The following is a 23,459-nucleotide window of genomic DNA, read 5'->3' on the forward strand; positions in this document are numbered from 1 at the left end:
CCGGCAACCCCCAAGCGCCGAATGTCGATCCGCCCTAGGCCTGCGCCGTTTCCCGCGCCTTGGCGATCAGGGCGTCGTCGATCTCCGCGGCCCGCTTGGCCGCCGGACGCTGGCTGATCCCCGCCCAATAGGCCTCGAAGGCCGGGCGCTTCTCGATCGAGCCGAACATCATGCCCCAGCCGATCTGCGAGCCGACATAGACGTCGGCGGCCGAGAACGCGTCGCCGACGATGTACTGCTTGCCGCTCACCGCCGTCTCCAGAGCGTTCAGGGTGTCGTCCAGGCAGCCGTAGCCGGCCGTGGCGCGGCGTTCGGGCGGCACCTCCACGCCCAGCGCCTTGTTGGTCACCGCGGCCTCCACCGGTCCGCAGCCGAACATCAGCCAGCGATAATAGGTCCCGCGCGCGGGCGAGGTGACCGGCGGGGCCAGGCCGGCCTCGGGGAAGGCGTCGGCCAGATAGGCGCAGATCGCCGCGCTCTCGGTGACGGTCACGCCGCGATGGGTGATCGCCGGCACCTTGCCCATCGGATTGACGGCCAGGTACTCCGGGGCCTTCATCGTCGAGGCGTAGTCGAGCACGACGGTGCGATAGGGGGCTCCGACCTCCTCCAGCATCCAGCGGGCGATGCGGCCGCGCGACATCGGGTTGGTGTAGAAGACGAGTTCGTCGCTCATGGTCGGCCCTCCTGGAGAAGGGGCGATCCTAGCGTGCGCGGCTGCGTGCGCAATCTTGGAAACCAACGTTCTTTGTCTGGCGATTCAGGCCGAGGCCGCGAACGTCCTGGCCGGTCCCTTGGCCATGGCGCTGTTGAGCGCCTCGACCAGACCGGCGGCGGTCATCGGCTTGGACACCGAGCCGTCGAAGACCCCGCCAGGGCCGCCGGGGCGGGCGTCGGCCGAGAAGGCGATGATCGGCGCGCCGGCGTTGGGGCCGCCGCCGCCGCGGATGCGCAGGGCCGCCTGGGCGCCGTCGAGCCGCGGCATCCGCAGGTCCATCAGGATGGCGTCGAAAGGGCGAGCCGCGGCGGCGGCCACCCCCTCCTCGCCGTCCACGGCCTCGGACACCTCGGCTCCCAGCGCGGTCAGGATGGCGTTGACCAGCTCGCGGTTGGCCGGATTGTCGTCGACGATCAGCACGCGGCAGGCGGGCGGCAGCGCCGGGACGGCGGCGTCCTGCGTGGGGGCGTCCTTGGCCCGCGCCGTCGACGGCGCGACGATGTCGAAGCGGAAGCGCGCGCCATCGCCCGGAACGCTCTCGACGCCGATCTGGCCGCCCATCGCCTCGACCAGGCCCTTGCAGATGGCCAGGCCTAGGCCCGTGCCGCCGTGCCGGCGGGTCAGGCCGGCGTCCACCTGGGAGAAGCGGCGGAACAGCAGGTCGATGTTCCTGGGCGCGATGCCGGGCCCGGTGTCGCGCACCGAGACGCTCAGCCGCTCGGCGGCGCCGTCATAGGCGGCCGTGACGGTGATCGACCCGGCTTCGGTGAACTTCACCGCGTTGCCGATCAGGTTCAGCAGCACCTGGCGCAGGCGACCGCCGTCGATCAGCAGGTCGGCGGGCAGGTCGTCCAGCCCCTCGGCCTGCAAGCTCACGCCGCGGGCCTCGGTCTCCAGCGAGAACAGCCCCAGGGCCTCCTCGATCAGCGGCCCGGGGGCGACGGGCTCCAGCTTCAGTTCCAGCTGGCCGGCCTCCAGTTTCGAGAAGTCCAGGATGTCGTTGATGGTGGCCAGCAGCGCCTTGCCGCCGCTCAGCACCCGGCCGATGAAGCGTCGGGCGTCGGGCGACAGGTCCGGCTCGTCGTCGACCAGGCGAGCGAAGCCCAGCACCGAGGTCAAGGGCGTGCGCAGTTCGTGGCTCATATTGGCCAGGAACTCGCCCTTCGCCGCCGCCGCCGCCTCGGCCGCGTTGCGGGCCTCGCGCAGCTGCTGCTCCATGGCCTTCTGCTCGGTGACGTCGCGGACGATGTCGGTAATGCCGATGACCGCCCCGGTCAGCGGGTCGCGCTGCAGGCTGGGGCGGGATTCCAGCCAGATCACCCGCCCGTCCTTGCGCGTCGCGCGATATTCGACCCGGGCGGGGCCGTTGTCCTGGTGAGCGGCCATATGAGCGATGTGTTCGATGACCACGGCGCGGACGGCCTCGCGGTCGTCCTCGTGCACGGTGGTCATGCCCTCGCGGCCGACCAGTTCCTCCGGCGCGTAGCCCAGCATGGCGACGCAGGCCGGCGAGACGTACTGGATGACGCCCCGCAGGTTGCTGTGGACGATCATGTCCTGGGCGTCCTCGGCCAGCTGGCGGAAGCGCGCCTCGCTGCGGAACACCGCGGCGTTGGCCTCGGTCATCTTCTGCAGCATCTGGCGCCGGTGGCGCTGGATCGAGGCCACGGGCAGGCTGATGAAGATGGCCACGGCCAGGAACAGCTGCAGCACGATCGCTTGGTCCGTCGACCCGGCGGGCAGAAGCGTGATCGGACCGTGGCCGGCCATGGTGAAGATCACCGCCACCACCGCCACCAGGGTGGCGCTGAGCGCGGCGCCCAGCACCTCCAGCCGCCAGGCGACCAGCAGCATGACCGGCGGGATCACGAACAGCAGCGGCCGGTCCTGGGCGAAGACGCCGATTGTCACGGCCAGCAGCAGCAGCAGGCTGGCCGCGCCGCTGACGGACAGGGGCCGCTCGCGCAGATAGTGGCGCATGCGGACCAGGGCCAGCAGGCAGGGCGTGATGGTCATCAGGCCCAAAATGTCGCCCAGCGACCACACGCTGATATTGGCCAGCAGCGCGCCGCCGCGCATCGCCGTGTGGAGCGAGGCGGCCAGGACGCTGGTGGCGAGCGGGCCGGCCACGCCGCAGATCAGGGCGAAGGCGATCATGTCGCGGGCTCGGCCCAGGTCGATCGTCTCGCCGACCACGCGCCGCACGCCCCAGGCGCAGACGAAGACCTGGACGATGTTGCAGGTGACCAGCACGATATTGACGGTCAACAGGTCGTGGACATGGGCGCCGGCCGCCAGCCCGCCGGCCAGGCATCCCAGCAGCACGGCCGGCCAGTGGCGGTTGCGGCACGACAGCAGGCAGGCGACGCCGAAGCCGTTGGACAGCCAGATCGGCGCCACCTGGCCATAGTTGCTGGGAAATTCGACGCAGAGATAGGCCAGCAGGGCGTAGCCGACCGCCGCGCCCACGGCCAGCAGCAGGCTCTTCAGGATATCGCCGCCCGTCCAGGTCCAGATCGGCCGGGGCGAGGCGGGGGAGGTCGTCTCTGTCATCACCCTGCTTTCGCGGGCGTCCGACTTCGGTTCGCGTCAGGACGCCCTTGAAGCATGCATAGGCCGAAGGCCTTAAAGAACAGTGGCTTGGAGCGTCGCTATTCTTCAGGAGCCGAATCCTGCGGCGACGGCCAGCCGGGCGACCTCGGCGATCACGGCGTTGCGGCCGTCGTCGTCGAGGGTGGAGCGGCTCAGATAGGCGGTGACCAGCAGCGGCGGGCGACCGGGCGGCCAGATCACCGCGATGTCGTTGGTGTTCCCGACCTTGCCGTCGCCCCAGCTGCCGGTCTTGTCGCCGACCTTCCAGCCCGCGGGAAGACCGGCTCGCAGGCGCTTGTCGCCGGTCTGGTTGGCGACCAGCCAGGCGACCAGCTGCTGACGCGAGGCCGGCGACAGGACCGGGCCCAGGGTCAGGGCGCGCAGGGTGGCCAGCATGGCGCGGGGCGAGGTGGTGTCGTGGATCTCGCCGGGCCGCACCACGTTGAGCCCCGGCTCGTAGCCGTCCAGACGGGTGACGCTGTCGCCGAGGCCGCGCAGGAAGGCGGTCAGGGCCGGCGGGCCGCCGAAGGTGTGGAGCAGGAGATTGGCGGCGGCGTTGTCGCTGAGGGTGACCGTCGCCTCGCACAGCGCGCCGATCGTCATGCCGTCCTCGACATGCCGCTCGGTGGCCGGCGAATGGGCCAGCAGCACGCCCCTGCCGTAGCGGATGAGGCGATCCAGCCGCTCCTGACCCTGGTCGACCCGCTTGAGCACCAGGCCCGCGACCAGGGCCTTGAAGGTGCTGCACATCGCAAAGCGCTCGTCGCCGCGGTGGGCGAAGACCTCGCCGTCGGCGGTGTCCAGAATGGCCACGCCCAGCCGGCCGCCGCTGCGGGCCTCCAGGGCGGCGATATTACGGCTAATGCCGCTGGTCAGCCGTGCGGTCGCGGCCGAGGCGGCGGGGGCGGCTAGGGAAAGGGCGGGCAGGGCGGAAATAGCCGCTAGGACTTGGCGTCGATCGATCATCGGGTTCTCCATGACCAGCAGGATGGGCGAGGGATGACCCCTGGATCAAACGATGATACTTGGGTCGAAACCCTAGAAAAGTTTGGGTGTCGAGATGAGCCGCGCGCAGCTTCCGCTGAACGCCCTGCGGGCCTTCGAGGCCTCGGCCCGGCATCTTTCCTTCACGCGGGCGGCCATCGAGCTGTGCGTGACCCAGGCGGCCGTCAGCCATCAGGTCAAGGGCCTGGAGCAGCGGCTGGGGACCAGCCTGTTCCGCCGCCTGCCGCGCGGCCTGGCCCTGACCGACGAGGGGCTGGCCCTGCTGCCGCCGGTGCGCGACAGCTTCGACCGGATGGGCGACGTGCTTGAGCGGTTCGCGGCCGGGCGGGTGATGGAGGTGCTCAGCGTCGGGGTGGTCGGCACCTTCGCCGTCGGCTGGCTGCTGCCGCGCCTGCCGGCCTTCCGCGAGGCCCATCCGTTCGTCGACCTGCGCCTGTTCACCAACAACAACCGCATCGACATCGCCGGCGAGGGCCTGGACTGCGCCGTGCGGTTCGGCGACGGGGCCTGGCACGGAACCCAGGCCGTCCCGCTGTTCGCCGCGCCCATGACCCCGCTGTGCGCGCCCCTGGTGGCCGAACGGCTGAAGTCGCCCGAGGCGCTGGGCGCCGAGGTCCTGCTGCGCAGCTATCGGGCCGACGACTGGCCCGACTGGTTCGCCGCCGCCGGCCTGGTCCCGCCGCCGATCCGCGGGCCGGTGTTCGACAGCTCCTGGGTGATGGTCGAGGCGGCGATGCAGGGCGCCGGCGTGGCCCTGGCCCCGTCGATGATGTTCGCCCGCGACCTGGAGCAGGGCCGGCTGGTGCGGCCGTTCGCCCTGGAGGTGGGGGCGGGGATGTACTGGCTGACCTGGCTGAAGTCGCGGACGGTCACCCCGGCCCTGGCGGCGTTCCGGGACTGGATGGCGGAGCAGGTCGGCCAGTAGCCGTGCGCGGCCGCCTTACGGAAACAGCCCCGCCGTCCGATAGGCGGCGATCGTGCGGTCGTAGATCGCCACGTCGCCGCCGCCCCGCGCCATCAGCTGGGCGCCGCTGACGGCCGACAGCACCGCCAGGGCCTTCTGGGCCGCGTCGGGGCCGGCCAGATCCAGCACCTGGACCAGCCAGGCGACGTTCAGGGCGATGAACTTGTCGACCTCGGCCATCACCTCGCCGGGCAGGTCGGCCTTCTCGGCGGCCAGGATGCCGCACAGGCACATGCGGTTGTCGTTGACCAGGGCGGCGCGGAAGACGTCGGTATAGAGCCGCATTCGCCTGGCGGCGTCAGGCGCGGCGGCCAGGAACTGGTCGAAGGCCTTGGCGGCCGTCTCGGTGTAGCGCTTGGCCAGGGCCGCCCCCAGGTCGCCCTTGGTCGGGAAGTGGTAGTGGATGCTGGCGCTCTTGATCCCGACCGTCTTGGCCAGTTCGCGAAAGCTCAGGGCGTTGTAGCCGCGCGCCTGCACCACGGCCTGTCCGGCGTCGAGAATCGCCTGTCGCGTATCGAGCTTCGTCTCGGGGGCCACTGCCGATTCCCTTGCCTATCTACTGGTAGATAATTGTTGACGACGCGAAGCGAAAGGTCTTTACCGACTTCACCTATCTACTGATAGGTAGAATCGCCAAGGAGCCAGCCGCCATGAAGATCCACGACTTCGCCATCGGGCCCAATCCCGCCCGCGTCCGCATCGCCCTGGCCGAGAAGGGGCTCGGCGCCGACGTCACCTTCGTGCCGGTCGACCTGCCGGGCGCCGAGCACAAGCAGCCGGCCTTCCTGGAAAAGAACCCCACCGGCACGGTTCCGGTGCTTGAGCTGGACGACGGCCTCTACATCTCCGAATGCACGGCGATCACTGAATACCTGGACAATCTCGACGGAGACCCGGTGCTGACGGGCAAGACGCCGCGCGAAAAGGCGGTGATCCACATGATGCAGAAGCGGGCCGAGTCCGAACTGATCGACGCGGTGGGGATCTATTTCCACCACGCCACGCCGGGCCTCGGCCCCAAGATGCAGCCCTACAAGAGCCCCGACTGGGACGGCCGCCGGGCCTGGGGCGAGCGTTCGCGCGACCGGGCCGTGGCCGGCATGCGCTATTTCGACAAGGTGCTGCGCGACCAGCCCTACGTGGCCGGCGAGGCGTTCTCGATGGCCGACATCACCGTCTGGGGCGGCCTGGCCTTCGCCGACTTCGCCCGGATCGCGATCCCTGAAGAGTGCACGGCGCTCGTGGCGTGGCGGGCGAAGGTGGCCGAACGACCCAGCGTCAAGCATCCGGCAGGGTAAGGGGTTAGGCGGCCGGCCGCTCCCCCTCCCGGGGGAGCTGTCGGCGAAGCCGACCGAGGGAGCGCGCTGCCGCCAGAAACTGGGCCGGCCCGCGTTACGTTGTTCTCGCAACCCCGTCCCCGGAGCCCCAGCCATGCAACTCCATCGCGGCCGCCTGATCGACCACCTCCACCTGCGCACCCAGGACCTGCCGGCCATGAAACGGTTCTACAAGGCCGTGCTCGCGGTGATCGGCGTGCCCGTCGTCGAGGGCAGCCATCCCGGCGGCGGCGACTATTTCTACGCCGACGAGCTGTGGGTCGATGTCGGCGAGCCGGCCAGCCACGTGCACCTGGCCTTCCAGGCCCCGGACGAGGCGACCGTCCGGCGCTTCCACGCCGCCGCCCTGGCCAACGGCGGGCGCGACAACGGCGGTCCGGGTCCGCGCGACTACCACCCCGGCTACTACGCCGCCTTCGCCTACGACCCCGACGGCAACAACATCGAGGCGGTCTTCCACGGCCCCGCCGATCGCTCGGCCCCCAGCGTGGTGCTGACCTGGGACGACGGGGCGGGGGGCTAGGCGCGATGTTCGTCGTCCTGGGGGCCTCCGGTCATGTCGGCTCGGCCGTGGCCGAGACCCTGCTGGAGGCCGGCGAACCGGTCACCGTCGTCGTCCGCAGCGCCGAGAAGGCGGCGGCCTGGCGGGCGCGGGGGGCGCAGGCGGCCGTGGCCGACGTCCTGGATCCCGACGGCCTGCGGGCGGTGCTGCGCCGCGGTCGGCGCGCCTTCCTGCTGAACCCGCCCGCCGCTCCGTCGACCGACACCGAGGTCGAAGAGCACCGCACGGTCGCCGGGATCGTCGCGGCGCTGGAGGGCTCGGGCCTGGAGAAGGTGGTGGCCGAATCCACCTACGGCGCCCAGCCGGGCCAGCGGTGCGGCGACCTCAACGTGCTGTACGATTTCGAGCAGGCCCTGGCCGTCCAGCCGATCCCGGCCACCGTGCAGCGGACGGCCTACTACATGAGCAACTGGGACGCGGCGTTGGACCAGGCCCGGCAGGGCGTGCTGCCGACGATGCTGCCGGCCGATCTGAAGCTGCCGATGGTCGCGCCGGTCGATCTGGGCCGGGCCGCCGCCGACTTCCTGCGCGAGCCGATCGGCCAGGACGGAATCCGCTACGTGGAGGGCCCGGCGCGCTATTCCCCCGCCGACGTGGCCGCCGCCTTCGCCCGGGCGCTGGGACGGCCGGTGGAGGTCTCGGTGACGCCCCGCGACCAGTGGGAACAGGCCTATCGCGACCTGGGCTTCTCCGAGGCCGCCGCCGAGTCCTACACGCGCATGACGCAGGCCACCGCGGACGGCCCGCTCGAGCCCGAGGCCCCGCGGCGCGGAAGCGTGACGCTGGAGCGCTATGTCGCCGAGCTGGTCAGGCGAAGCGGCGGCTAGAAGTTCTTCTCGAACGCTTCGAACTCGCGTTCCAGCCGCCACTGGGCCGCGGCCTTGCGGCTGCTCGCCAGGAAGGCGTCGCAGGCCGGGCCGGGCCGGGCGCAGGCGGCGACCGGCCGCAGCGGCGCGGCCCACAGGCTGGGGCCGGGCAGGAAGCTGTAGTCCAGGCTGGCGCGGGCGGCGGCCTTGAGGTCGGCATAGCCCAGCCCCTGCTCGGTCACCGCCCGCAGGTACTCGTTGGTCAGGTCGATGCGCGAGACGCCCTCATCGTCGGTGGACAGCACGAACGGCACGCCGGCCTGGCGGTAGAGGGCCAGCGGGTGGTCGGCGCCCTTGACGCCCAGGATGACGTCGTTGCTGGTCAGGTTGATCTCGACGGCGACCTTGTCGCGAGCCATGCGGGCCAGCAGGGCCTGGGCGTCGTCCTCGTAGGCGATGTCGACCCCGTGGCCGATACGGCGCGCCCCCGCCACCTCGACCGCCTGGCGGATGTGAAAGCGCAGGTCGCGCGGCGCGACCAGGCCCAGGGTCAGCTCACCGGCGTGCGGCGACAGCTTCACGTCTGGATAGCGGGCGTGCAGGAACTGCAGCATCCGCATGTGCAGGGCGTAGTCGGCCAGGGCGACCGGATCGTCCTCGGGGGCGACGATGTTGACGCCGACGAAGCGGGGGTCGGCCTGGGCCAGGGCGAAGGCGGCCGCCAGCTGGGCGAACACCACCGACGGCGGCTGGACGCGCAAGGCGAAGGCCTGGTAGCCCAGCGCCACGGCGCAGGGGCCGGTGCGCGGCTTCTGGGCCAGGCAGCCCTGGCGGCGGTCGGCCTCGGCCTCGGCCGCGTCGAACTCCTGGCGGGCCTTGGCGGTCATGGCCGGCAGGCCAGGCTCCAGGGCGGCCAGCGCCTTGGCCATGTCGCCGTCCCAGGGCGTGTTCCGCACCGGCGCGACCAGGTCGGACATCGCCGACGGGTTCACCGAGGTCTCGACATAGGAGACGTTGTCGCCGGCCGCGTAGTCGCGGACCACCGCCAGCATCGCCGGCAGATTGCCGTCCCCGGCGAGGCCGAACCGGCCGAAGGTCGAGAAGAACTGGTCGTGGCCGGACGGCAGGGCCCCGTCCGCGCCGGGGTGATAGTTGCGCATCGACAGCGAGTTGACCGCCCGGCCGTACAGTGTCGGATCGGTCTTGCCCAGGTCCCTTGCCGGCGCCTTGCCCGGCGCGTCGCAGGGGCCGGCGACGATGGCCGGCAGCGGGCTGGTGGTCACGCACAGGCCGTCGGCGTCGGCCCACGCCAGGAAGTCCTCGGCATAGGCCGCGCCGGACAGGTGATTGTGCAGGTCGCCGCCCTTGGGCATGGCCCGCAGGAACAGCCGCAGCTGGGCGCGGTTCTTGGCGACGGCGTCGAAGCGGGCGGCAGTGCGGACCTCGGGCGACAGGGACCGGGCCGGCGAGGCGGCCTGCGCCGTCCCGGCCAGCAGCAGGACGCCCAGGGCCGCGCCCGCCAGTCTTTTCACGCCGTTCATCGTCTCGCCCCACCCACGCTTGCCGCTGGCTCAAGGTGCGTTGCGTCGCCCGCCAAATCCAGCCCCCAAAAGGGCGCCGCGATGTCGGGGATGCTCCTTGTACGGTCCGCGCGCGGGGTGGCGGCGCCGGTCAGGCGACGGAGGACACGGAACCGGCCTCGGGGGTCACCGACCAGTCGTGCAGCGGCAGGTTCAGCCAGGGCAGCGGGCTGGCGCCGACCGGCTGCTCCATCAGGTCGGTCACCGCCTCGCCGGTCATGAACGGCAGGCCCAGCTCGATGCAGTGATTCAGCTCGCGGCGGGTGCGCACGTCGGCCACGCCCTGCCAGACCTGCTTGCGGCGATAGGCCGGTCCTTCGCGCACGAAGCGGCTGACCGCCGCCAGCCGGGTGGGCTCGTCGCCCGGCGGCAGGGCCAGGGTGACGCTGTTGGCCAGGCCAGGCGGCAGCTCGTCGATCTGGAAGGCCGGGTCGGTGACCCGCAGGTCGACCCGGCCGAAGAACGGCTCCAGGAAGCGCTTGATCTGCGACAGGGCCGAGAACGACGGGGCGCGCGGCGTGTCATAGACGCCGACCGCCAGGCGCAGCCGCGAGCCGCGTGGCAAGGCTTCCAGGTGCGGCAGCAGTTCGGCCCGGGCCCGCGGCTTGACCAGGGTCGAGAAGCTGATCGGGAAGAACAGCACTCCCACCGGCACGGCGGCCAGGGCCGCGGCGGCTCCGCCGAGGATCAGGATGTCCTCCTCGGGGCGGTTGACCTCGACATGCGGCGGCGTCAGGCCGAAGGCGGAGGCCACCTGGGCCTGGCGCCAGACCGCGACGCTGCCGATGAAGGTCTGGCGGGGGCCGTGATAGACGCCGCGATAGCCGACGCGGGCCGGGGGACCAGCGGCCTCGGCGTCGTCCGCGGCGGCCAGGGCCGCCAGTTCCTCCATGGTCGGCGCGCCGCAGACCGGTCCGCCCTTCGGAACCACCGAAGTCACCTCGGTCGGGGTGATCCGGCAGACGCGTCCGGCGAACGGACTTTCGCCCTCGCCGTCCAGCAAGGCCTTCAGCTGGGCGCCGTTGATGCCGGCGAAGCGCATGACGTCGGTCTGGTCGCCCTCGAACATCAAGAGGGCGATGTCGCCGTCGCCCTTGTCGCCGAACAGCTTGAACTGGAGGTCGCGCGACAGGGCCTGCAGCTCGCGGGCGTCCAGCGACGTGGCGCGCGGATCGGCCAGGACGAACGAGAACGGCGCGACCAGACCGTAACGGCGTGGCCACAGCCAGGTCGTCTCCAGATAGGCGCCCGCCACCTTGCCGACGAGGCCGGCCATGGTGTCGTTGTCGGCGAACCGCAGTTCGTCGCCCACGAAGACCTTCAAACATGCGATTGCAGTCATGCCGCCACCCTACGCGTGGAAGGTTAGCGGAATCGACTCAAACGCGAGAAATTTTCCGCGACCCACTGTCGCGGGCCGTCCGGCGTCAGGCGACTTTCAGCGGCAGGCCCGGGGCCGGGGCGGCGCCGATCGGGCTGGCCATCATGTCGCTGATCGCCGGGCCGGAGACGAAGCGCAGGCCGGCGGCGCGGCAGGCTTCCAGCTCCCGGGGATCGCGCAGGCCGGCCACGCCCTGGCGAACGCCCTTGGCGCGATAGGCGGCCTGGGCGGCCGCGAACTGGCCGATCGCCTCGACCCGGGCCCGCAGGTCGCCTTCGGGCAGGGACAGGGTGATGCTGGTGGCCAGCTCGCCGGGCAGGGTGGCGACCGGGAAGTTCGGCTCGGTGATGTTCAGGTCGATGAAGGCGAAGTGCGGCTGCAGGAACGTCCGGATCTGGCCCAGCAGGCCCAGCGAGGGCTCGCGCGGCGTGTCGTACACCGTGGCGCCCAGCCGGGCCTGCATGTCCAGCGGATAGCGCGACAGCCGGCGCTTGTAGGCCTCCTGCGAGGCCGGGTTGGTCAGGTTCCAGAAGCTGAACGGCACGAACAGCATGCCCGCGTCGCCGGCCCCCTTCTGGAAGGCGGGGTGGGCGAAGGCCGCCTGGGCGTCGTTCAGGCAGGTCAGGTCGCGGGTCAGCAGGGCGGCGTCCTCGCTGGGACGCGGGGCGGACAGGTCGGACCGCAGGCCGATCGCCGCGCCGACGAAGGATTCGGACGGCGGATGGTAAAGGCCCCACCAGCCGGTGGCCGGCGGGGGCGGCGGCTTGGGCTTGTCGGCGACCGGCGCGGCCCGGGGGGCGGCCGGGCGAGCCGAGGCAGTTGGGGCGGCCGGACGGGCGGCCGGGGCCTTGGCCTGGGCGGTGGGTTCCGGCGCGGGCTCGGCGGGCGCGGTCTGGCTCAGGGCGTTGCGCAGCACCTCGTCGACCACGGCCTCGCTGGGCGCGCTGGGCACGGCGCGGATTTCGGCGGCGGTGATCACCTGCACGTGGCCGGGCGGGCCGGCATAGCCGCGGCCGGCGATCAGGCTGGCCAGCGACGCCTGGGACAGGCTGGCGAACTGCAGGACGGCGGTCTCGTCGCCCTCGAAGGTCAGCAGGCAGACCTGGCCGGCCCCCTTTTCTGAATCAGGCCGGCCCGGGAATAGGCCGGCTTCCAGCTCGACCGCCAGGGTCTGCATCTCGACAGGGTCAAGGCTTTCGGCCTTGGTGTCGGCCAGGACGAAGGCCAGGGGCGCGACGGCGCCGTAGCGGCGCGGGGCCTTCCAGCGATGCTTGAGATACAGGTCCGCGGCGGCTTGCACCTGGGCGGCCGGCAGGCTCCGGCCCGCCTCGCCCAATGGACTGTGGGTCCCGGCGACCAGAATTCTCAAGCATGCAATAGCCGTCATGACGCCGGAAACTACGCACGAAAGCTTGGCGAAATCTTTACGAGGACATGGCTAACGCGATCTTTACCTCAAAGATCGGCGTTCTTCGCAAAACTGTGACAATTGGCGGTGGTTCAGGGGCGGCTTTCCTGCGCTTCGAGGCCGCCGTCCCGTGTCCACGGATCCCAGGGTCTGCGTCCAGGCCCTAGGCGAACGTCTCCTGCAGCCGGAAATCGAGCCGCTGCCGCACGCCGGGCCAGTCGGCGTCGGTGATCGAGAACACGGCGGTGTCGCGCACATGGCCGGTCCAGGTGATCTTGTGGTTGCGCAGCACGCCGTCCTTGTCGGCGCCCAGCTTTTCGACGGCCGCCTGGCTGCGGGCGTTGCGGACGTCGACCATGAACTCCACCCGGATCGCGCCGGAGTCGAAGGCGTGCTTGAGCAGCAGCAGCTTGGACTCCGGATTGACCGGGCCCGAGCGGGCTTCGGGATGCAGGAAGGTCGAGCCGACCTCCAGCCCCCGGTGCAGCTTGCGGATGTTCAGGTAGCTGGACGTGCCGACCACCTTGCCGTCCTTCAGCCGGCGGATGGCGAAGCCGATCCGCTCGCCGCGCTCGGTCTCGCCCTTCAGCGCGCCCCACCAGTCGGCGAAGCCCTCGCCGCAGCCGTTGGTCGACATGATCTCCCAGCTCTCGGGATCGCAGTCGATCGCGCCCTTCAGCTCGGCGCGGAGTTCCGGCGTGATCGGTTCCAGCCGCACGTAGCGGCCTTCGAGGGGGCGAATCTGGATGTTCATGGACCGCAGAATGCCCCGGTCCGGCGGTCGCGTGCAAGCGCGGGGCGGCCGGTTCAGGGCCCTGGTTTTCGGCCGAAGCGGCTCGGCGGAGCGGCGACGATGCGCGCTGCTGACACGTCCTGACACGGCAAGGCGCGAGTTTCGGGGCGCAAGTTTCGGGCGGCGGTCGCGCGCACGACCGCCTAACGATGACTCGTGGCCGCTCAAGGTCGCGACGCCTGGGGAGCAAGGCCATGATCACGAACGCGCCACGGGGCCGGCTGGCCCTGGTCTCGCTATTGGCCGGAGTCGCCCTGGCCGCGCCCGCCTTCGCCCAAGACGCCGCGCCCGTCCGGCAGTCGCTGGACGACGCCTGGTGGACCGGGCCGATCCTGGCCACCGGCGCCTCGACCCTGCCCAAGGGCCGGGCCCTGATCGAGCCCTATCTCTACGACGCCAAGCCCTATGGCGCGATCGACGGCCAGGGCAAGCGCCACGCCGCGCCGAGCGCCGACAACTACGGCTCGCAGACCTACCTGCTGTACGGCGTCACCGACACCTTTACGGCGGGCCTGATCCCCCGCTTCGGCTACCGCCGGGCCGGCGGCCGGTCCAGTTCGGGCGTGCAACTGGGCGACCTGACCGTCCAGGGCCAGTACCGCCTGGCCCAGTGGAAGGAAGGCGGCCGTACGCCGACGCTCTCGCTGATGCTGCAGGAGACCCTGCCCACCGGCCGCCACGACCGGCTCGACACCCGTCCCAACGACGGCTTCGGCAGCGGCGCCTACGCCACCACGGTGGGCCTCAATTCCCAGACCTATTTCTGGACGCCGAACGGCCGGATCCTGCGCACCCGCCTGAACGTCGCCTACACCGTCTCGGGCCACGCCGAGGTCGAGGGCGCGAGCGTCTACGGCACGCCCGCCGGCTTCACGGGCCGCGCCAGGCCGGGCGACTCGTTCAACGTCGACCTGGCCTTCGAGTACAGCATGACCCGGCGATGGGTGGCGGCGCTCGACCTGGCCTACCAGCGCGACGCGGCGACCACGGTGTCGGGCGTTGACGGCGCCGGCGCGGCCTACGAACGGCGCGCGCCGGTCAGCCAGGCCCTGATCCTGGCGCCGGCGATCGAGTACAATTTCAGCCCCGCCGTCGGCGTGATCGTGGGCGCCCGCATCATCCCGGCCGGCCGCAACGTCACCGCCTCGGTGACGCCGGTGATCGCGGTGAACTACGTGCTGTAGGAGCGCAGACAACTAGGTCTCAAGCCACCCCTATAGCAATGGAAAACATATGAATCTCGACCGCCGCGAATAAATCCAGGAAATCTGCCGGTTCCATAAAATCAAACATTACATTATGGCCGTTAATTGATGGGGTCACCTCAAATCTATTTGCCGTGGGAGATTTAACTGGAGCTGAAAAATTGTTCGCTGGGTATGTTTTTAACTTTTCCGGATTATCTATTCGAAATTTGTTACCATGCGATACTCCGTTGCGGAGATGCCTAACCAGCTCAAGGTGCGGAGCGCGATCGAAGTATTTGCTTTTCTCCAAAGCATCTCCAAGCGCAATAAGCGCCCCAGCCAACCATACGCGATCGAGATCACCCTTTATTTGAACATTTCTAAATGATTCTCGAAGATAATAATCAAATAAGAATGTTTGCCTTGTTCCATCTTTTCGGATGACATCTCTTGATTTAGTGTAATCTATTGGATGGCTGTGATCCATTTTTGACACTATGTCTAAGATGGCAGAATGAGCGTAGTAACCGCTACCCAACCTATGAGCAAGGCGACCAATCCGGAACGCATCCTCGTTTAAGAGCAACAAGACCTTTCCACCACAATCACACCCCGCCACTGACATGCTGACATCAATCTGACGAACGACATCGCAGCCTAGGCAGATTGCGTCCTTCATGATCATTTCGATTTTCCAATCCAAGCGCCTCCCCGACTGTGTCCACGCAGGGCGCTCAAAGGCAATCAGTGTCGCCTTCAGCTCGATATCCCGCTTCATCACCCCGCTTGCCGTCCTCGCCCGTTCGATGCTAAAACGCTTTCAAACAAGTGTTTGACAGTTCAGAACCGGGATCGGGAACGCCATGGACTTCGACATCTCCCCCACGCAGCGGCAATTCCTCGACCGGGTGACCGCGTTCATGGAAGAGCACGTCGTCCCGGCCATCCCGGTCTACGAGGCCGAGATGAACGTGCTCGGCGCCGAGCGCTGGAAGGTGGTCCAGGTCGTCGAAGAGTTGAAGGCCAAGGCCAGGGCCGCCGGCCTGTGGAACTTCTTCATGCCGCCCCACAGCGGCCAGCAGCACGTCGACGACACGTTCCAGTTCGAGGGTGTCCAGCTGACCAACCTCGAATACAGCCTGATCGCCGAGCAGCTGGGCAAGGTCGGCTTCGCGTCCGAGGTCTTCAACTGCTCGGCCCCCGACACCGGCAACATGGAAGTGCTGATGCGCTACGGCACGCTGGCCCAGAAGGAGCGCTGGCTGCGCCCGCTGATGAACGGCGAGATCCGCAGCGCCTTCCTGATGACCGAGCCGGCGGTGGCCAGCTCGGACGCCACCAACATCGAGACCCGCATCGAGCGCGACGGCGACCACTATGTGATCAACGGCCGCAAGTGGTGGTCGTCGGGCGTGGGCGACCCGCGCTGCAAGGTCGCCATCGTCATGGGCAAGACCGACCCGGACAACGCCAGCCGCCACCAGCAGCAGAGCCAGGTGCTGGTGCCGATGGACAGCCCCGGCATCGAGGTCGTCCGCATGCTGCCGGTGTTCGGCTATGACGACGCCCCGCACGGCCACGCCGAGGTGATCCTCAAGGACGTGCGCGTGCCGGTCGAGGACGCCCTGCTGCTGGGCGAGGGCCGCGGCTTCGAGATCGCCCAGGGGCGCCTGGGCCCCGGCCGCATCCACCACTGCATGCGCACCATCGGCACGGCCGAGGTGGCGCTGGAGAAGATGGTCAAGCGGCTGATGAGTCGAAAGGCGTTCGGCAAGTACATCTCCGACCACTCGGTCTGGGAGGAGCGCGTCGCCGACGCCCGCATCAACATCGAGATGTGCCGCCTGCTGTGCCTGAAGGCCGCCGACATGATGGACAAGGCCGGCAACAAGTCGGCCCGGCTGGAGATCGCCATGATCAAGGTGGCGGCCCCGCGCCTGGCCCTGAAGATCATCGACGACGCCATCCAGGCCCACGGCGGCGGCGGCGTCACCAGCGACTTCGGCCTGGCCAAGGCCTATGCCGGCATCCGCACCCTGCGCCTGGCCGACGGCCCGGACGAGGTGCACCAGCGCACCATCGCCCGGATGGAATACGGCAAGTACGGCGACCTCGCCTACCAGCAGAAGGCCGAGCGCGAACGGGCCCGGGAAGTGGCGGGGATCCGGTAGGGGTGTTCGCGGCCAATACCCGCGGCCCTTGAACCTGAGCTGGGGGAAGACCCCCTCAGTCGGCTTCGCCGACAGCTCCCCCAGAGGGGGAGCAGCCGCGCCCCGATAGCTCCTCCCCCTCTGGGGGAGGTGGCCCGAAGGGCCGGAGGGGGCCTCGCGGCGTGTCGATCTCAAAGGCCGCTGGGCCGCTGGAATAAAGGCGCAGGCCCAGCCCCTTCCGCACCCCGCCCGCAGCGGCGAGACCGCGCCTTGAAACCTTGGATGCCAGCCTGCTCTGGGGACTGACCGAGTCAAGGACGGCGCGCCGCGCCGCCGCGTCGCGGCCGCCGGAGGCGGTCCTTGACTCGGTCAGTCCCCAGAGCTCCCATCCACCAAGGGTTTAAGGCGTAGCCGCATCCGGCGGGGCGGATGGGGGCTTGGGGCCGCCTGCTTTGGGTGAGCGCCAATAACGGACATTGCTCTCGATTAGAGCTTAACGGGGGAGCCGCTCGTGCTGCAGGTCATTACGGGAAAGTTCTTTCGACCGGTCGAGCTCTACGAAACCCTGCATCGTGGGGTGCTCTACACCAACTATCAGGCGGCCAAGGACGAGCCTTTTGAGCTGCCGATCGGCCGCATCCTGCCATCGACCCATGGCGCTAGGCTGACAACCTTTACCTACGAACTAACAGAAAAGCTTGAGGCCGTTACTCCGGACGGTGGCATGGAGGCGATGATCTCGACCGGCGGTGCCGAATTGACCGGCGATCTAGCGGTGGCACTATCCTTTGCACTGAACATTACCTGCACGCCCGACCAGGATCTCACCTTACGGCTGATTGGTCCTTCCCCAGCCATGCGTCTGGTGCATGAGCGGCCGGACAGTCTGATCCCGCGTGTCTTCGACAAGGAAATTTGGGGCCGGCAGGATGATCATGACGTTGTCGGTGCCTTTTTTGCTAAACTGCTAGCGCTCGATCGAAAGACCTACGAGGCGGTCGTGCGGGCCATGCGTCAGTACGTTCTGGCCACCCATCGGGTCTTGGAAGACCTCGACCTAGCCTACGCGCTAATTGTCATGTCGATAGAGTCTCTGGCTCAGACCTTCGATGGCACCAAGGCTGGCTGGTCCGACTACGACGAGGCCAAGCGAACGGCGATCGACAGGGCGCTCGCGGACGCATCGCTTGCAACGATAGGCGCCGTGCGTGCCGCGATTCTCGACAACGAACATGTCGCGGTCAGTCGCCGATTTCGGGACTTCGTGCAGAACCACGTCGGGCCGGCATTCTTCCGCCAAGAGGCCGTCGGCAAAAGCCATCCGCCGGCCTCTTGGGACCTGCCGATCGCGGTGCGCCGGGCCTATGAGTTCCGCTCCCGCTACGTCCACACCCTGACCCAGGCTCCAAGGGAGTTGTGGTTCTTGGGACGGGGCAGTGAGACGCTAGAACTGGAGAGCGGACCCGCCCTGACTATGGCGGGCCTAGCCCGGCTAGCGCGGCATGTGATCAACCAAGTAATCGATCGCGGCCAACCTGTTGCCGACGAAGCCTACGACTATCGAGCTCATCTGCCCAATATCATCCGCGCTCGCATGGCCCCAACTCATTGGCTTGGTTCGCCGGACGCCTTGAAGACGGTTTCAGCCCAGGGCCACTTGGAAGCTTTTCTCGACCAGCTAGTCAACCGAGCACTGAGGACGCCCGGCCATCAGGTCATGAACCTTGGCCCTATCCTCGGCGAGTTGGAGGCGCGCTTCTCCATCACCAAGGGCGCGGAGCGCCGCCATTATCTGCTGGTCTATGTTCTTTGGCATTTCGCCACACCGCAGGCGCATCACCGCGATGACTGGCGGGGCGTCCTCGACACCTATGATAAGGACCTGACCGCGCCGTGCGCCGAAAATCTGGCAGTCCACTTGCTGGTCGGTCAGGTGCCACCGTGGGACCTTGCGGTGTTGGAAAGCATCCGCACGCGACATATGGCCGCGAAGGGGAAGGCCCGCGTGAAGCTGGGTCGTCTGGTCGAGGCGGCCATCACCCTCGCTGTGGCCGAGGCCCAGCGAGTGGTCGGTGACGAGGTTAGGGCTCGCGCGCTGATCTCCGAGGCGGTCGAAATCTTTCCAGGCTGCGAAGCGCTGACGCAGTTGGAGAAGGATGTTGCTGGCCATGAGGTCCTGGCTCCGATCGACTGGGGCCCGGTGCTCTTTCCGCCAGCGGAGGGCGACGCAGTCGAAACCCTCGAACTAGGCGGCGCTGACGTCGGCGATGACACGCAGATCGGGCCGAATGGCGCGGCCTAGTCAGTAAAGTCGGCTATTGCTCAGGTCCGCGCTACCCCTACCGCCTCCCAAACAACCGCTCAATATCCGCCAACTTCAGCTCCACATACGTCGGCCGCCCATGGTTGCACTGGCCCGAGTGCGGCGTGGCCTCCATCTCGCGCAGCAGGGCGTTCATCTCCACCGCATTCAACCGTCGCCCCGCCCTCACACTTCCGTGGCAGGCCATGGTGGAGCAGACCTCCTCCAGGCGCTCCTTCAGGGCCAGGGCGGCGCCGTTCTCGGCCAGGTCGTCGGCGATGTCGCGGACGAGGCCCGCGGCGTCGGTCTTGCCCAGCAGGGCCGGGGTCTCGCGGACCAGCACCGCCCCGGGGCCGAAGCTCTCGACGACCAGGCCCAGGGCCGCCAGCTCCTCGGCGCGGGCGACGACGCGTTCGGCCTCGGCGGGGTCCAGCTCGACCACCTCGGGCAGCAGCAGGGCCTGGCGGGCGACGCCGCCGGCCGCCATCTCGCCCTTCATCCGCTCATAGACCAGGCGCTCGTGGGCGGCGTGCTGGTCGACGATGACCACGCCGTCGCGGGTCTGGGCGACGATATAGGTCTCGTGCACCTGGGCTCGGGCCGCGCCCAGCGGGAAGTCGACCGGGTCGAACACCGGGGCGGGACCCTCGGCGAGGCCGGGATAGGCGCCCCCCGGATAGGCGACATTGGGCGGGGCGTCGTAGCCGCCATAAGCCGCCTGGCGCACCGCCTCGGCGACGCCAGCTCCGTCCAGGCCGCCGCCCCCGAACGCCTCGGCGCGGGTGGCGTAGGCCTGCTCGGGCGCGGCCTCGTGGCGGGCCGAGACGTCCGACAGGCCGGGCAGGACCTGGGCCGCGGGCCGCGTCCAGCCGCCGTCTCGCCAGGCCGAGAAGCCGGCGGGGGAGGGGCCGGGCTGGTAGCCGCTGTAGCCGCCGCCCGGCGGGACCGTCGCCTGCGCCCGGAGGCTGTCCAGCGCCGCGGCCGCCGTGGTGGTCGAGGCCCGGTGGCCGGCCGCCGCCAGGGCGTGGCGCAGGGCCCCGACGATCAGGCCGCGCACCAGGGCTGGGTCGCGGAACCGCACCTCGGCCTTGGCCGGGTGGACGTTGACGTCGACCTCGGCGGTGTCGAGGCTGATATAGAGGGCCGCCGTCGGGTGGCGGTCGCGGGCGAGAAAGTCGGCATAGGCGGCGCGCAGGGCGCCCTGCAGCAGCCGGTCGCGCACCGGCCGGCCGTTGACGAACAGGTACTGGTGGGCGGCGTTGCCGCGGTTGTAGGTGGGCAGGCCGGCGAAGCCCGTCAGGCGCACGCCGTCGCGGGTCTGGTCGATCTCGATGGCGTTGTCCTGGAAGTCGCGGCCCAGCACCGCCGCCAGCCGGGCCAGGCGCCCCTCGGGCCCCGGATGCTCGGGCGGCAGGCGGATGATCCGGCGGCCGTCGATGTCCAGGCTGAAGCCGACGCCCTCGTTGGCCATGGCCTGGCGCTTGATCTCCTCGGTGATCGCCAGGGCCTCGGCCCGCTCGGACTTCATGAACTTCAGCCGGGCGGGGGTGGCGTAGAACAGGTCGCGCACCTCGATCCGCGCCCCGTGGTCGCCGGCGAAGGCGGCGGGGGCCACCTCGCCGACGCTGCCGCCCTCGACCAGGATCGACCAGGCGTCCTTGGAGCCCCTGGCCCGCGAGCTGATCGACAGCCGCGCCACCGAGCCGATCGACGGCAGGGCCTCGCCGCGGAAGCCCATGGTGTGGATGCGCAGCAGGTCCCACAGGCCGTCAGCGTCGGGGGCCAGCTTGCTGGTGGCGTGGCGCTCGATGGCCACCGGCAGTTCGTCGGCGCTGAGGCCGCAGCCGTCGTCGGCCACCAGGATGCGGGTCAGGCCGCCGCCGTGGGCCTCGACCTCGATCCGCGTGGCCCCGGCGTCGATGGCGTTGTCGACCAGCTCCTTGATGGCGCTGGCCGGGCGCTCGACCACCTCGCCGGCGGCGATGCGGTTGACGGTCTCGGGCGGCAGGCGACGGATCGGCATCGGGAACTCTCGTCAGGCGCCGGGGCGGTGGGCGGCGCCGCATTGCGTCTTCGTAATTTGACCGGCCCACCTTGGCCCGGTCCAACTGGCGACGGCCGACCATCCTAGATCGATTCCGGCCGATTGTTTTGGCGCCCTTCGAGGACCGTACATAGTGATCAAACGCCGCCTTGCCGCCTGCGCCGCCCTGCTCGGCCTGCTGGCCGCCTCGCCGGCCCCGGCCCAGCAGGCGGTCGACGCCTCCGGGCCGATCGACCTGCACAGGGTCGACCCCGAGGCCAACCTGGTCGAGGAACTGGTGGTCAACGCCCGCCTACCGGGGCCGGCCTGGTGGAAGGTCAGCGACGCCGACACCACGGTCTATGTGCTGGGCGTGCCGGCCATGGTCCCCAATGACCTGAAGGTCGACGATTCGGTGCTGCGGCGGCGGCTGGACGGGGCCAATGTGCTGATCATGGGCCAGGAGGCCGAGGTCGGCGTGATGCGCATCGTCGCCCTGGCCATGGGCGGCAAGCGCTACTTCATCAGCGACCGGCCGATGCGCCAGACCCTGCCGCCCGACCTGCGCGCCCGGCTGGAGGCCCGCCTGGCGGCGATGAAGGAAAAGCCCGACAGCATGGACGAGGTCAAGCCCGCCTTCGCCGGCTTCCTGGTGGCCCATTCGCAGGACGGAAGCGTCTCGATCAGCCTGGGCGGGGTGACCGACAGGATCCGCCAGATCGCCAGGGACAAGACGATCGCCAAGCGCCCGCGCATCCAGAACCTGCCCGGCTACAGCCTGGTCGACGCGATCAAGACCCTGGGCGGCGCGCCCCAGCCGCTGCAGGCGCTGTGTCTGGACGCCGGCCTGCGCCAGGCCGAGAGCGGCGAGGGCGGGATCAAGGCGACGGCCGAGCGCTGGGCGCGGGGCGAGGTGCGCGAGGTGGTCTCGGCCGACCGCGGCTTCTCGCGCTGCCTGGCCTCGACCCCGTCCATCGCCGGCGAGCTGCGCGAGGGCCAGGCCGACGCGGTCAAGGCGATCGCGGCGGCCCTGAAGCAGCCCGGCAAGGCGGTGGCGGTGATCGAGCTGCGCTCGCTGCTGGCCGAGGGCGGCGTGCTGGAGCAGCTGAAGGCCAAGGGGTTCACGGTGGAGACGCCGGGGGTATAGGGGGGCGGCTCACTTGCCCCCACCTGACCGCTTCGCGGTCTGTCCGCCCCCATGGGGGGCGGAGCCCTGGCGCAAGGCTCTTCCCCCCATGGGGGAAGACGATCGCGAAGCGATCCGTAGGGGGCAAGAAAAAGGCCCGGAAGCTTTCGCCGCCGGGCCTTTCTCAATCTTCCAACCCTTGAAGCCTACAGGCCCGGCAGCTTGATCTTGCTCTGCTTCTCGCGGGTGATGATGATCGTTCCGTTGCCGGTCAGGGCCTTCAGGCGGGCCTCTTCGGCGGCCGCGTCGACGGTGACGGATTCGGTGGCGCCGGTTTCGGCGGCGGTCGGGGCGGCGGTCTTGTCGCCCTTCTTCCAGAACATCACCTTGCTGGCGAAGCTCTCGTCCTTGTGGGCCAGGTCGCCGTTCTCGTCGTCGACGACGAAGCGGATCAGCGGGTCGGCCTTGTCGACCCCGGCCTTGGCGACCAGCAGCTTCTCGCCGTCCGAGCGGCCGGCGGCGTTGGACTGGCCGATCAGGGCCTGGCGGGCGGCGCTTTCAGGCTGCAGCTCCTGCGGGCGCGGCTCGCCGGGGGCCGGCGGGCGCAGGCTGTAGTCGGGCGGCACCACCAGCGGGGCCTTGGTGACGACGCGGAACTCGTCCGGAACGACCTTGCTCATGCCCAGCGCCTTCGACGCGGACTGGCAGCCGGCCAGGCCCGTGGCGACGACGACGGCCAAGGCGCCCAGGGTCGCGACCCGATAGAAACTCATGAACCTGCTCCAGCGGCCCCCCGGGCCGAATTTTCGGACGCTCTCGATACGACATCCGAGGCCGGGCGCCAATCTTCCTTGAGATCGTGGCCACGTTAGGGCGTTGGCGTACCGCTACAGCCCGTGGCCGTCGGGATTGGCCAGCTTTTTCTCCTCGCCCAGGAAGCTGTCCAGCAGCAGCAGGCAGACCCCGACGGTGATCGCCGAGTCGGCGACGTTGAACACCCAGGGGAAGTGGATCCGCGACACGTCGATGAAGTCGACGACATAGCCGTAGCGGATGCGGTCGATCAGGTTGTTGCCGAACGCCCCGCCGATGATCAGGCCGATTCCCGCCGCCACCAGCGGCTTGACCGCCTTGCGCGCCCAGATCGCCAGGCTGACCACGACGATGGCCGAGAAGATCGTCAGCAGCCAGCGGCTGAGCTCGGAGCCGCGGAACAGGCCGAAGCTCATGCCGAAATTGTGCACCAGGGTCAGGTAGAACGGCCCGGCGACTTGCTGGCTGGCGCCGGGGACGGTCCCCAGGGTCGACAGGATCCAGGCCTTGCTGATCTGGTCCAGCACGACGGTGATCACGGCGATCAGATAGGCGGTCCAGCCGAGGCGGGTGGTCTTGAGCATTCGTCTTTCCTTGATCCTCTCCCTGAGGGAGAGGAAGGGGCCCGCCGCGCAGCGGTGGGAAGGTGAGGGGTTACGCCGTCGGGCGTCTTACCCCCTCACCCTCCCACGCCTGGCGGCGCGGGCCCCTC

The 23,459-nt window shown here is 69.5% G+C and carries 20 protein-coding genes; 8 read left to right on the plus strand and 12 right to left on the minus strand.

The annotated features are described in order from the left end of the window. Positions 1-34: 34 nt before the first annotated feature. The 3 genes from EV278_RS17100 to bla form a co-directional block, all read right to left on the minus strand. Complete coding sequence (locus EV278_RS17100) at positions 35-676, minus strand: glutathione S-transferase family protein (RefSeq protein WP_132094129.1); 642 nt, start codon at positions 674-676, stop codon at positions 35-37. Between the two features lie 84 nt (positions 677-760). Beyond that, complete coding sequence (locus EV278_RS17105) at positions 761-3,271, minus strand: MASE1 domain-containing protein (RefSeq protein WP_132094132.1); 2,511 nt, start codon at positions 3,269-3,271, stop codon at positions 761-763. Between the two features lie 105 nt (positions 3,272-3,376). Next, complete coding sequence (gene bla / locus EV278_RS17110; protein ID WP_165916683.1) at positions 3,377-4,276, minus strand: class A beta-lactamase; 900 nt, start codon at positions 4,274-4,276, stop codon at positions 3,377-3,379. 94 nt (positions 4,277-4,370) lie between these two features. Between bla and EV278_RS17115 the strand changes: the two genes are divergently transcribed. Beyond that, positions 4,371-5,240, plus strand: a complete 870-nt coding sequence (locus EV278_RS17115) for a LysR family transcriptional regulator (protein ID WP_132094138.1) — start codon at positions 4,371-4,373, stop codon at positions 5,238-5,240. 15 nt (positions 5,241-5,255) lie between these two features. On the opposite strand, the gene EV278_RS17120 is transcribed toward EV278_RS17115, so the two are convergent. Then, entirely contained in the window at positions 5,256-5,816 is a 561-nt protein-coding gene (locus tag EV278_RS17120) for a TetR/AcrR family transcriptional regulator (RefSeq protein ID WP_132094141.1), read from the minus strand. Positions 5,817-5,929: 113 nt separating this feature from the next. On the opposite strand from EV278_RS17120, the gene EV278_RS17125 reads away from it, so the two are divergent. From EV278_RS17125 to EV278_RS17135, 3 genes are all read left to right on the plus strand, one after another. Continuing rightward, positions 5,930-6,577, plus strand: a complete 648-nt coding sequence (locus EV278_RS17125; protein ID WP_132094144.1) for a glutathione S-transferase — start codon at positions 5,930-5,932, stop codon at positions 6,575-6,577. Positions 6,578-6,710: 133 nt separating this feature from the next. After that, a complete protein-coding gene (locus EV278_RS17130) occupies positions 6,711-7,139 on the plus strand; it encodes a VOC family protein (RefSeq protein ID WP_132094147.1) in 429 nt (142 codons plus the stop codon). A gap of 5 nt (positions 7,140-7,144) precedes the next feature. Next, positions 7,145-8,005 (plus strand): NmrA family NAD(P)-binding protein, encoded by an 861-nt coding sequence (locus EV278_RS17135; RefSeq protein WP_132094150.1) that lies wholly within the window; start codon positions 7,145-7,147, stop codon positions 8,003-8,005. Here EV278_RS17135 and EV278_RS17140 read toward each other — a convergent pair. From EV278_RS17140 to EV278_RS17155, 4 genes are all read right to left on the minus strand, one after another. Continuing rightward, complete coding sequence (locus EV278_RS17140; RefSeq protein WP_207905508.1) at positions 8,002-9,525, minus strand: adenosine deaminase; 1,524 nt, start codon at positions 9,523-9,525, stop codon at positions 8,002-8,004. The genes EV278_RS17135 and EV278_RS17140 overlap by 4 nt on opposite strands. A 130-nt stretch (positions 9,526-9,655) precedes the next feature. Beyond that, complete coding sequence (locus EV278_RS17145) at positions 9,656-10,876, minus strand: hypothetical protein (RefSeq protein ID WP_243692235.1); 1,221 nt, start codon at positions 10,874-10,876, stop codon at positions 9,656-9,658. 115 nt (positions 10,877-10,991) lie between these two features. Continuing rightward, positions 10,992-12,314, minus strand: coding sequence for a hypothetical protein (locus tag EV278_RS17150; protein ID WP_243692236.1), 1,323 nt, complete (start codon positions 12,312-12,314; stop codon positions 10,992-10,994). A gap of 202 nt (positions 12,315-12,516) precedes the next feature. Further along, positions 12,517-13,107 (minus strand): GNAT family protein, encoded by a 591-nt coding sequence (locus EV278_RS17155; RefSeq protein ID WP_132094162.1) that lies wholly within the window; start codon positions 13,105-13,107, stop codon positions 12,517-12,519. Positions 13,108-13,340: 233 nt separating this feature from the next. On the opposite strand from EV278_RS17155, the gene EV278_RS17160 reads away from it, so the two are divergent. Further along, the gene (locus EV278_RS17160) at positions 13,341-14,330 is read left to right on the plus strand and encodes a transporter (protein ID WP_243692237.1); all 990 of its coding nucleotides are present in this window, start codon (positions 13,341-13,343) and stop codon (positions 14,328-14,330) included. Between the two features lie 19 nt (positions 14,331-14,349). Here the strand turns inward: EV278_RS17160 and EV278_RS17165 are convergent, their stop codons facing one another. Then, complete coding sequence (locus EV278_RS17165; RefSeq protein WP_132094168.1) at positions 14,350-15,111, minus strand: hypothetical protein; 762 nt, start codon at positions 15,109-15,111, stop codon at positions 14,350-14,352. 85 nt (positions 15,112-15,196) lie between these two features. On the opposite strand from EV278_RS17165, the gene EV278_RS17170 reads away from it, so the two are divergent. Together EV278_RS17170 and EV278_RS17175 are read left to right on the plus strand one after the other, a co-directional pair. Then, on the plus strand, positions 15,197-16,504 hold the full coding sequence (locus EV278_RS17170) for an acyl-CoA dehydrogenase family protein (protein WP_132094171.1): 1,308 nt from the start codon (positions 15,197-15,199) through the stop codon (positions 16,502-16,504). A 490-nt stretch (positions 16,505-16,994) separates the two neighbouring features. Next, a complete protein-coding gene (locus tag EV278_RS17175) occupies positions 16,995-18,785 on the plus strand; it encodes a hypothetical protein (RefSeq protein WP_132094174.1) in 1,791 nt (596 codons plus the stop codon). Positions 18,786-18,822: 37 nt separating this feature from the next. Here the strand turns inward: EV278_RS17175 and mutL are convergent, their stop codons facing one another. Further along, positions 18,823-20,808 (minus strand): DNA mismatch repair endonuclease MutL, encoded by a 1,986-nt coding sequence (gene mutL / locus EV278_RS17180; RefSeq protein ID WP_132094177.1) that lies wholly within the window; start codon positions 20,806-20,808, stop codon positions 18,823-18,825. Positions 20,809-20,962: 154 nt separating this feature from the next. Between mutL and EV278_RS17185 the strand changes: the two genes are divergently transcribed. Beyond that, positions 20,963-21,955: a TraB/GumN family protein gene (locus tag EV278_RS17185; protein WP_243692238.1), complete on the plus strand. Its 993-nt coding sequence runs from the start codon at positions 20,963-20,965 to the stop codon at positions 21,953-21,955. 185 nt (positions 21,956-22,140) lie between these two features. Here the strand turns inward: EV278_RS17185 and EV278_RS17190 are convergent, their stop codons facing one another. Both EV278_RS17190 and lspA read right to left on the minus strand, forming a co-directional pair. After that, a complete protein-coding gene (locus EV278_RS17190; protein ID WP_132094182.1) occupies positions 22,141-22,707 on the minus strand; it encodes a DUF3035 domain-containing protein in 567 nt (188 codons plus the stop codon). Positions 22,708-22,821: 114 nt separating this feature from the next. Further along, complete coding sequence (gene lspA / locus EV278_RS17195; RefSeq protein ID WP_132094185.1) at positions 22,822-23,331, minus strand: signal peptidase II; 510 nt, start codon at positions 23,329-23,331, stop codon at positions 22,822-22,824. Positions 23,332-23,459: the final 128 nt, after the last annotated feature.

This window comes from Caulobacter sp. BK020, from assembly GCF_004342605.1.
GTDB lineage: Bacteria > Pseudomonadota > Alphaproteobacteria > Caulobacterales > Caulobacteraceae > Caulobacter.

Excerpts from the sequence above, each read along its gene's own strand:
- EV278_RS17115 (WP_132094138.1), top strand. The coding sequence starts at position 4,371 with ATGAGCCGCGCGCAGCTTCCGCTGAACGCCCTGCGGGCCTTCGAGGCC.
- EV278_RS17125 (WP_132094144.1), top strand. The coding sequence starts at position 5,930 with ATGAAGATCCACGACTTCGCCATCGGGCCCAATCCCGCCCGCGTCCGC.
- EV278_RS17100 (WP_132094129.1), bottom strand. The coding sequence starts at position 676 with ATGAGCGACGAACTCGTCTTCTACACCAACCCGATGTCGCGCGGCCGC.
- EV278_RS17165 (WP_132094168.1), bottom strand. The coding sequence starts at position 15,111 with ATGAAGCGGGATATCGAGCTGAAGGCGACACTGATTGCCTTTGAGCGC.
- EV278_RS17155 (WP_132094162.1), bottom strand. The coding sequence starts at position 13,107 with ATGAACATCCAGATTCGCCCCCTCGAAGGCCGCTACGTGCGGCTGGAA.
- EV278_RS17130 (WP_132094147.1), top strand. The coding sequence starts at position 6,711 with ATGCAACTCCATCGCGGCCGCCTGATCGACCACCTCCACCTGCGCACC.
- lspA (WP_132094185.1), bottom strand. The coding sequence starts at position 23,331 with ATGCTCAAGACCACCCGCCTCGGCTGGACCGCCTATCTGATCGCCGTG.
- EV278_RS17170 (WP_132094171.1), top strand. The coding sequence starts at position 15,197 with ATGGACTTCGACATCTCCCCCACGCAGCGGCAATTCCTCGACCGGGTG.
- EV278_RS17105 (WP_132094132.1), bottom strand. The coding sequence starts at position 3,271 with ATGACAGAGACGACCTCCCCCGCCTCGCCCCGGCCGATCTGGACCTGG.
- EV278_RS17135 (WP_132094150.1), top strand. The coding sequence starts at position 7,145 with ATGTTCGTCGTCCTGGGGGCCTCCGGTCATGTCGGCTCGGCCGTGGCC.
- mutL (WP_132094177.1), bottom strand. The coding sequence starts at position 20,808 with ATGCCGATCCGTCGCCTGCCGCCCGAGACCGTCAACCGCATCGCCGCC.
- bla (WP_165916683.1), bottom strand. The coding sequence starts at position 4,276 with ATGATCGATCGACGCCAAGTCCTAGCGGCTATTTCCGCCCTGCCCGCC.
- EV278_RS17190 (WP_132094182.1), bottom strand. The coding sequence starts at position 22,707 with ATGAGTTTCTATCGGGTCGCGACCCTGGGCGCCTTGGCCGTCGTCGTC.
- EV278_RS17140 (WP_207905508.1), bottom strand. The coding sequence starts at position 9,525 with ATGAACGGCGTGAAAAGACTGGCGGGCGCGGCCCTGGGCGTCCTGCTG.
- EV278_RS17160 (WP_243692237.1), top strand. The coding sequence starts at position 13,341 with ATGATCACGAACGCGCCACGGGGCCGGCTGGCCCTGGTCTCGCTATTG.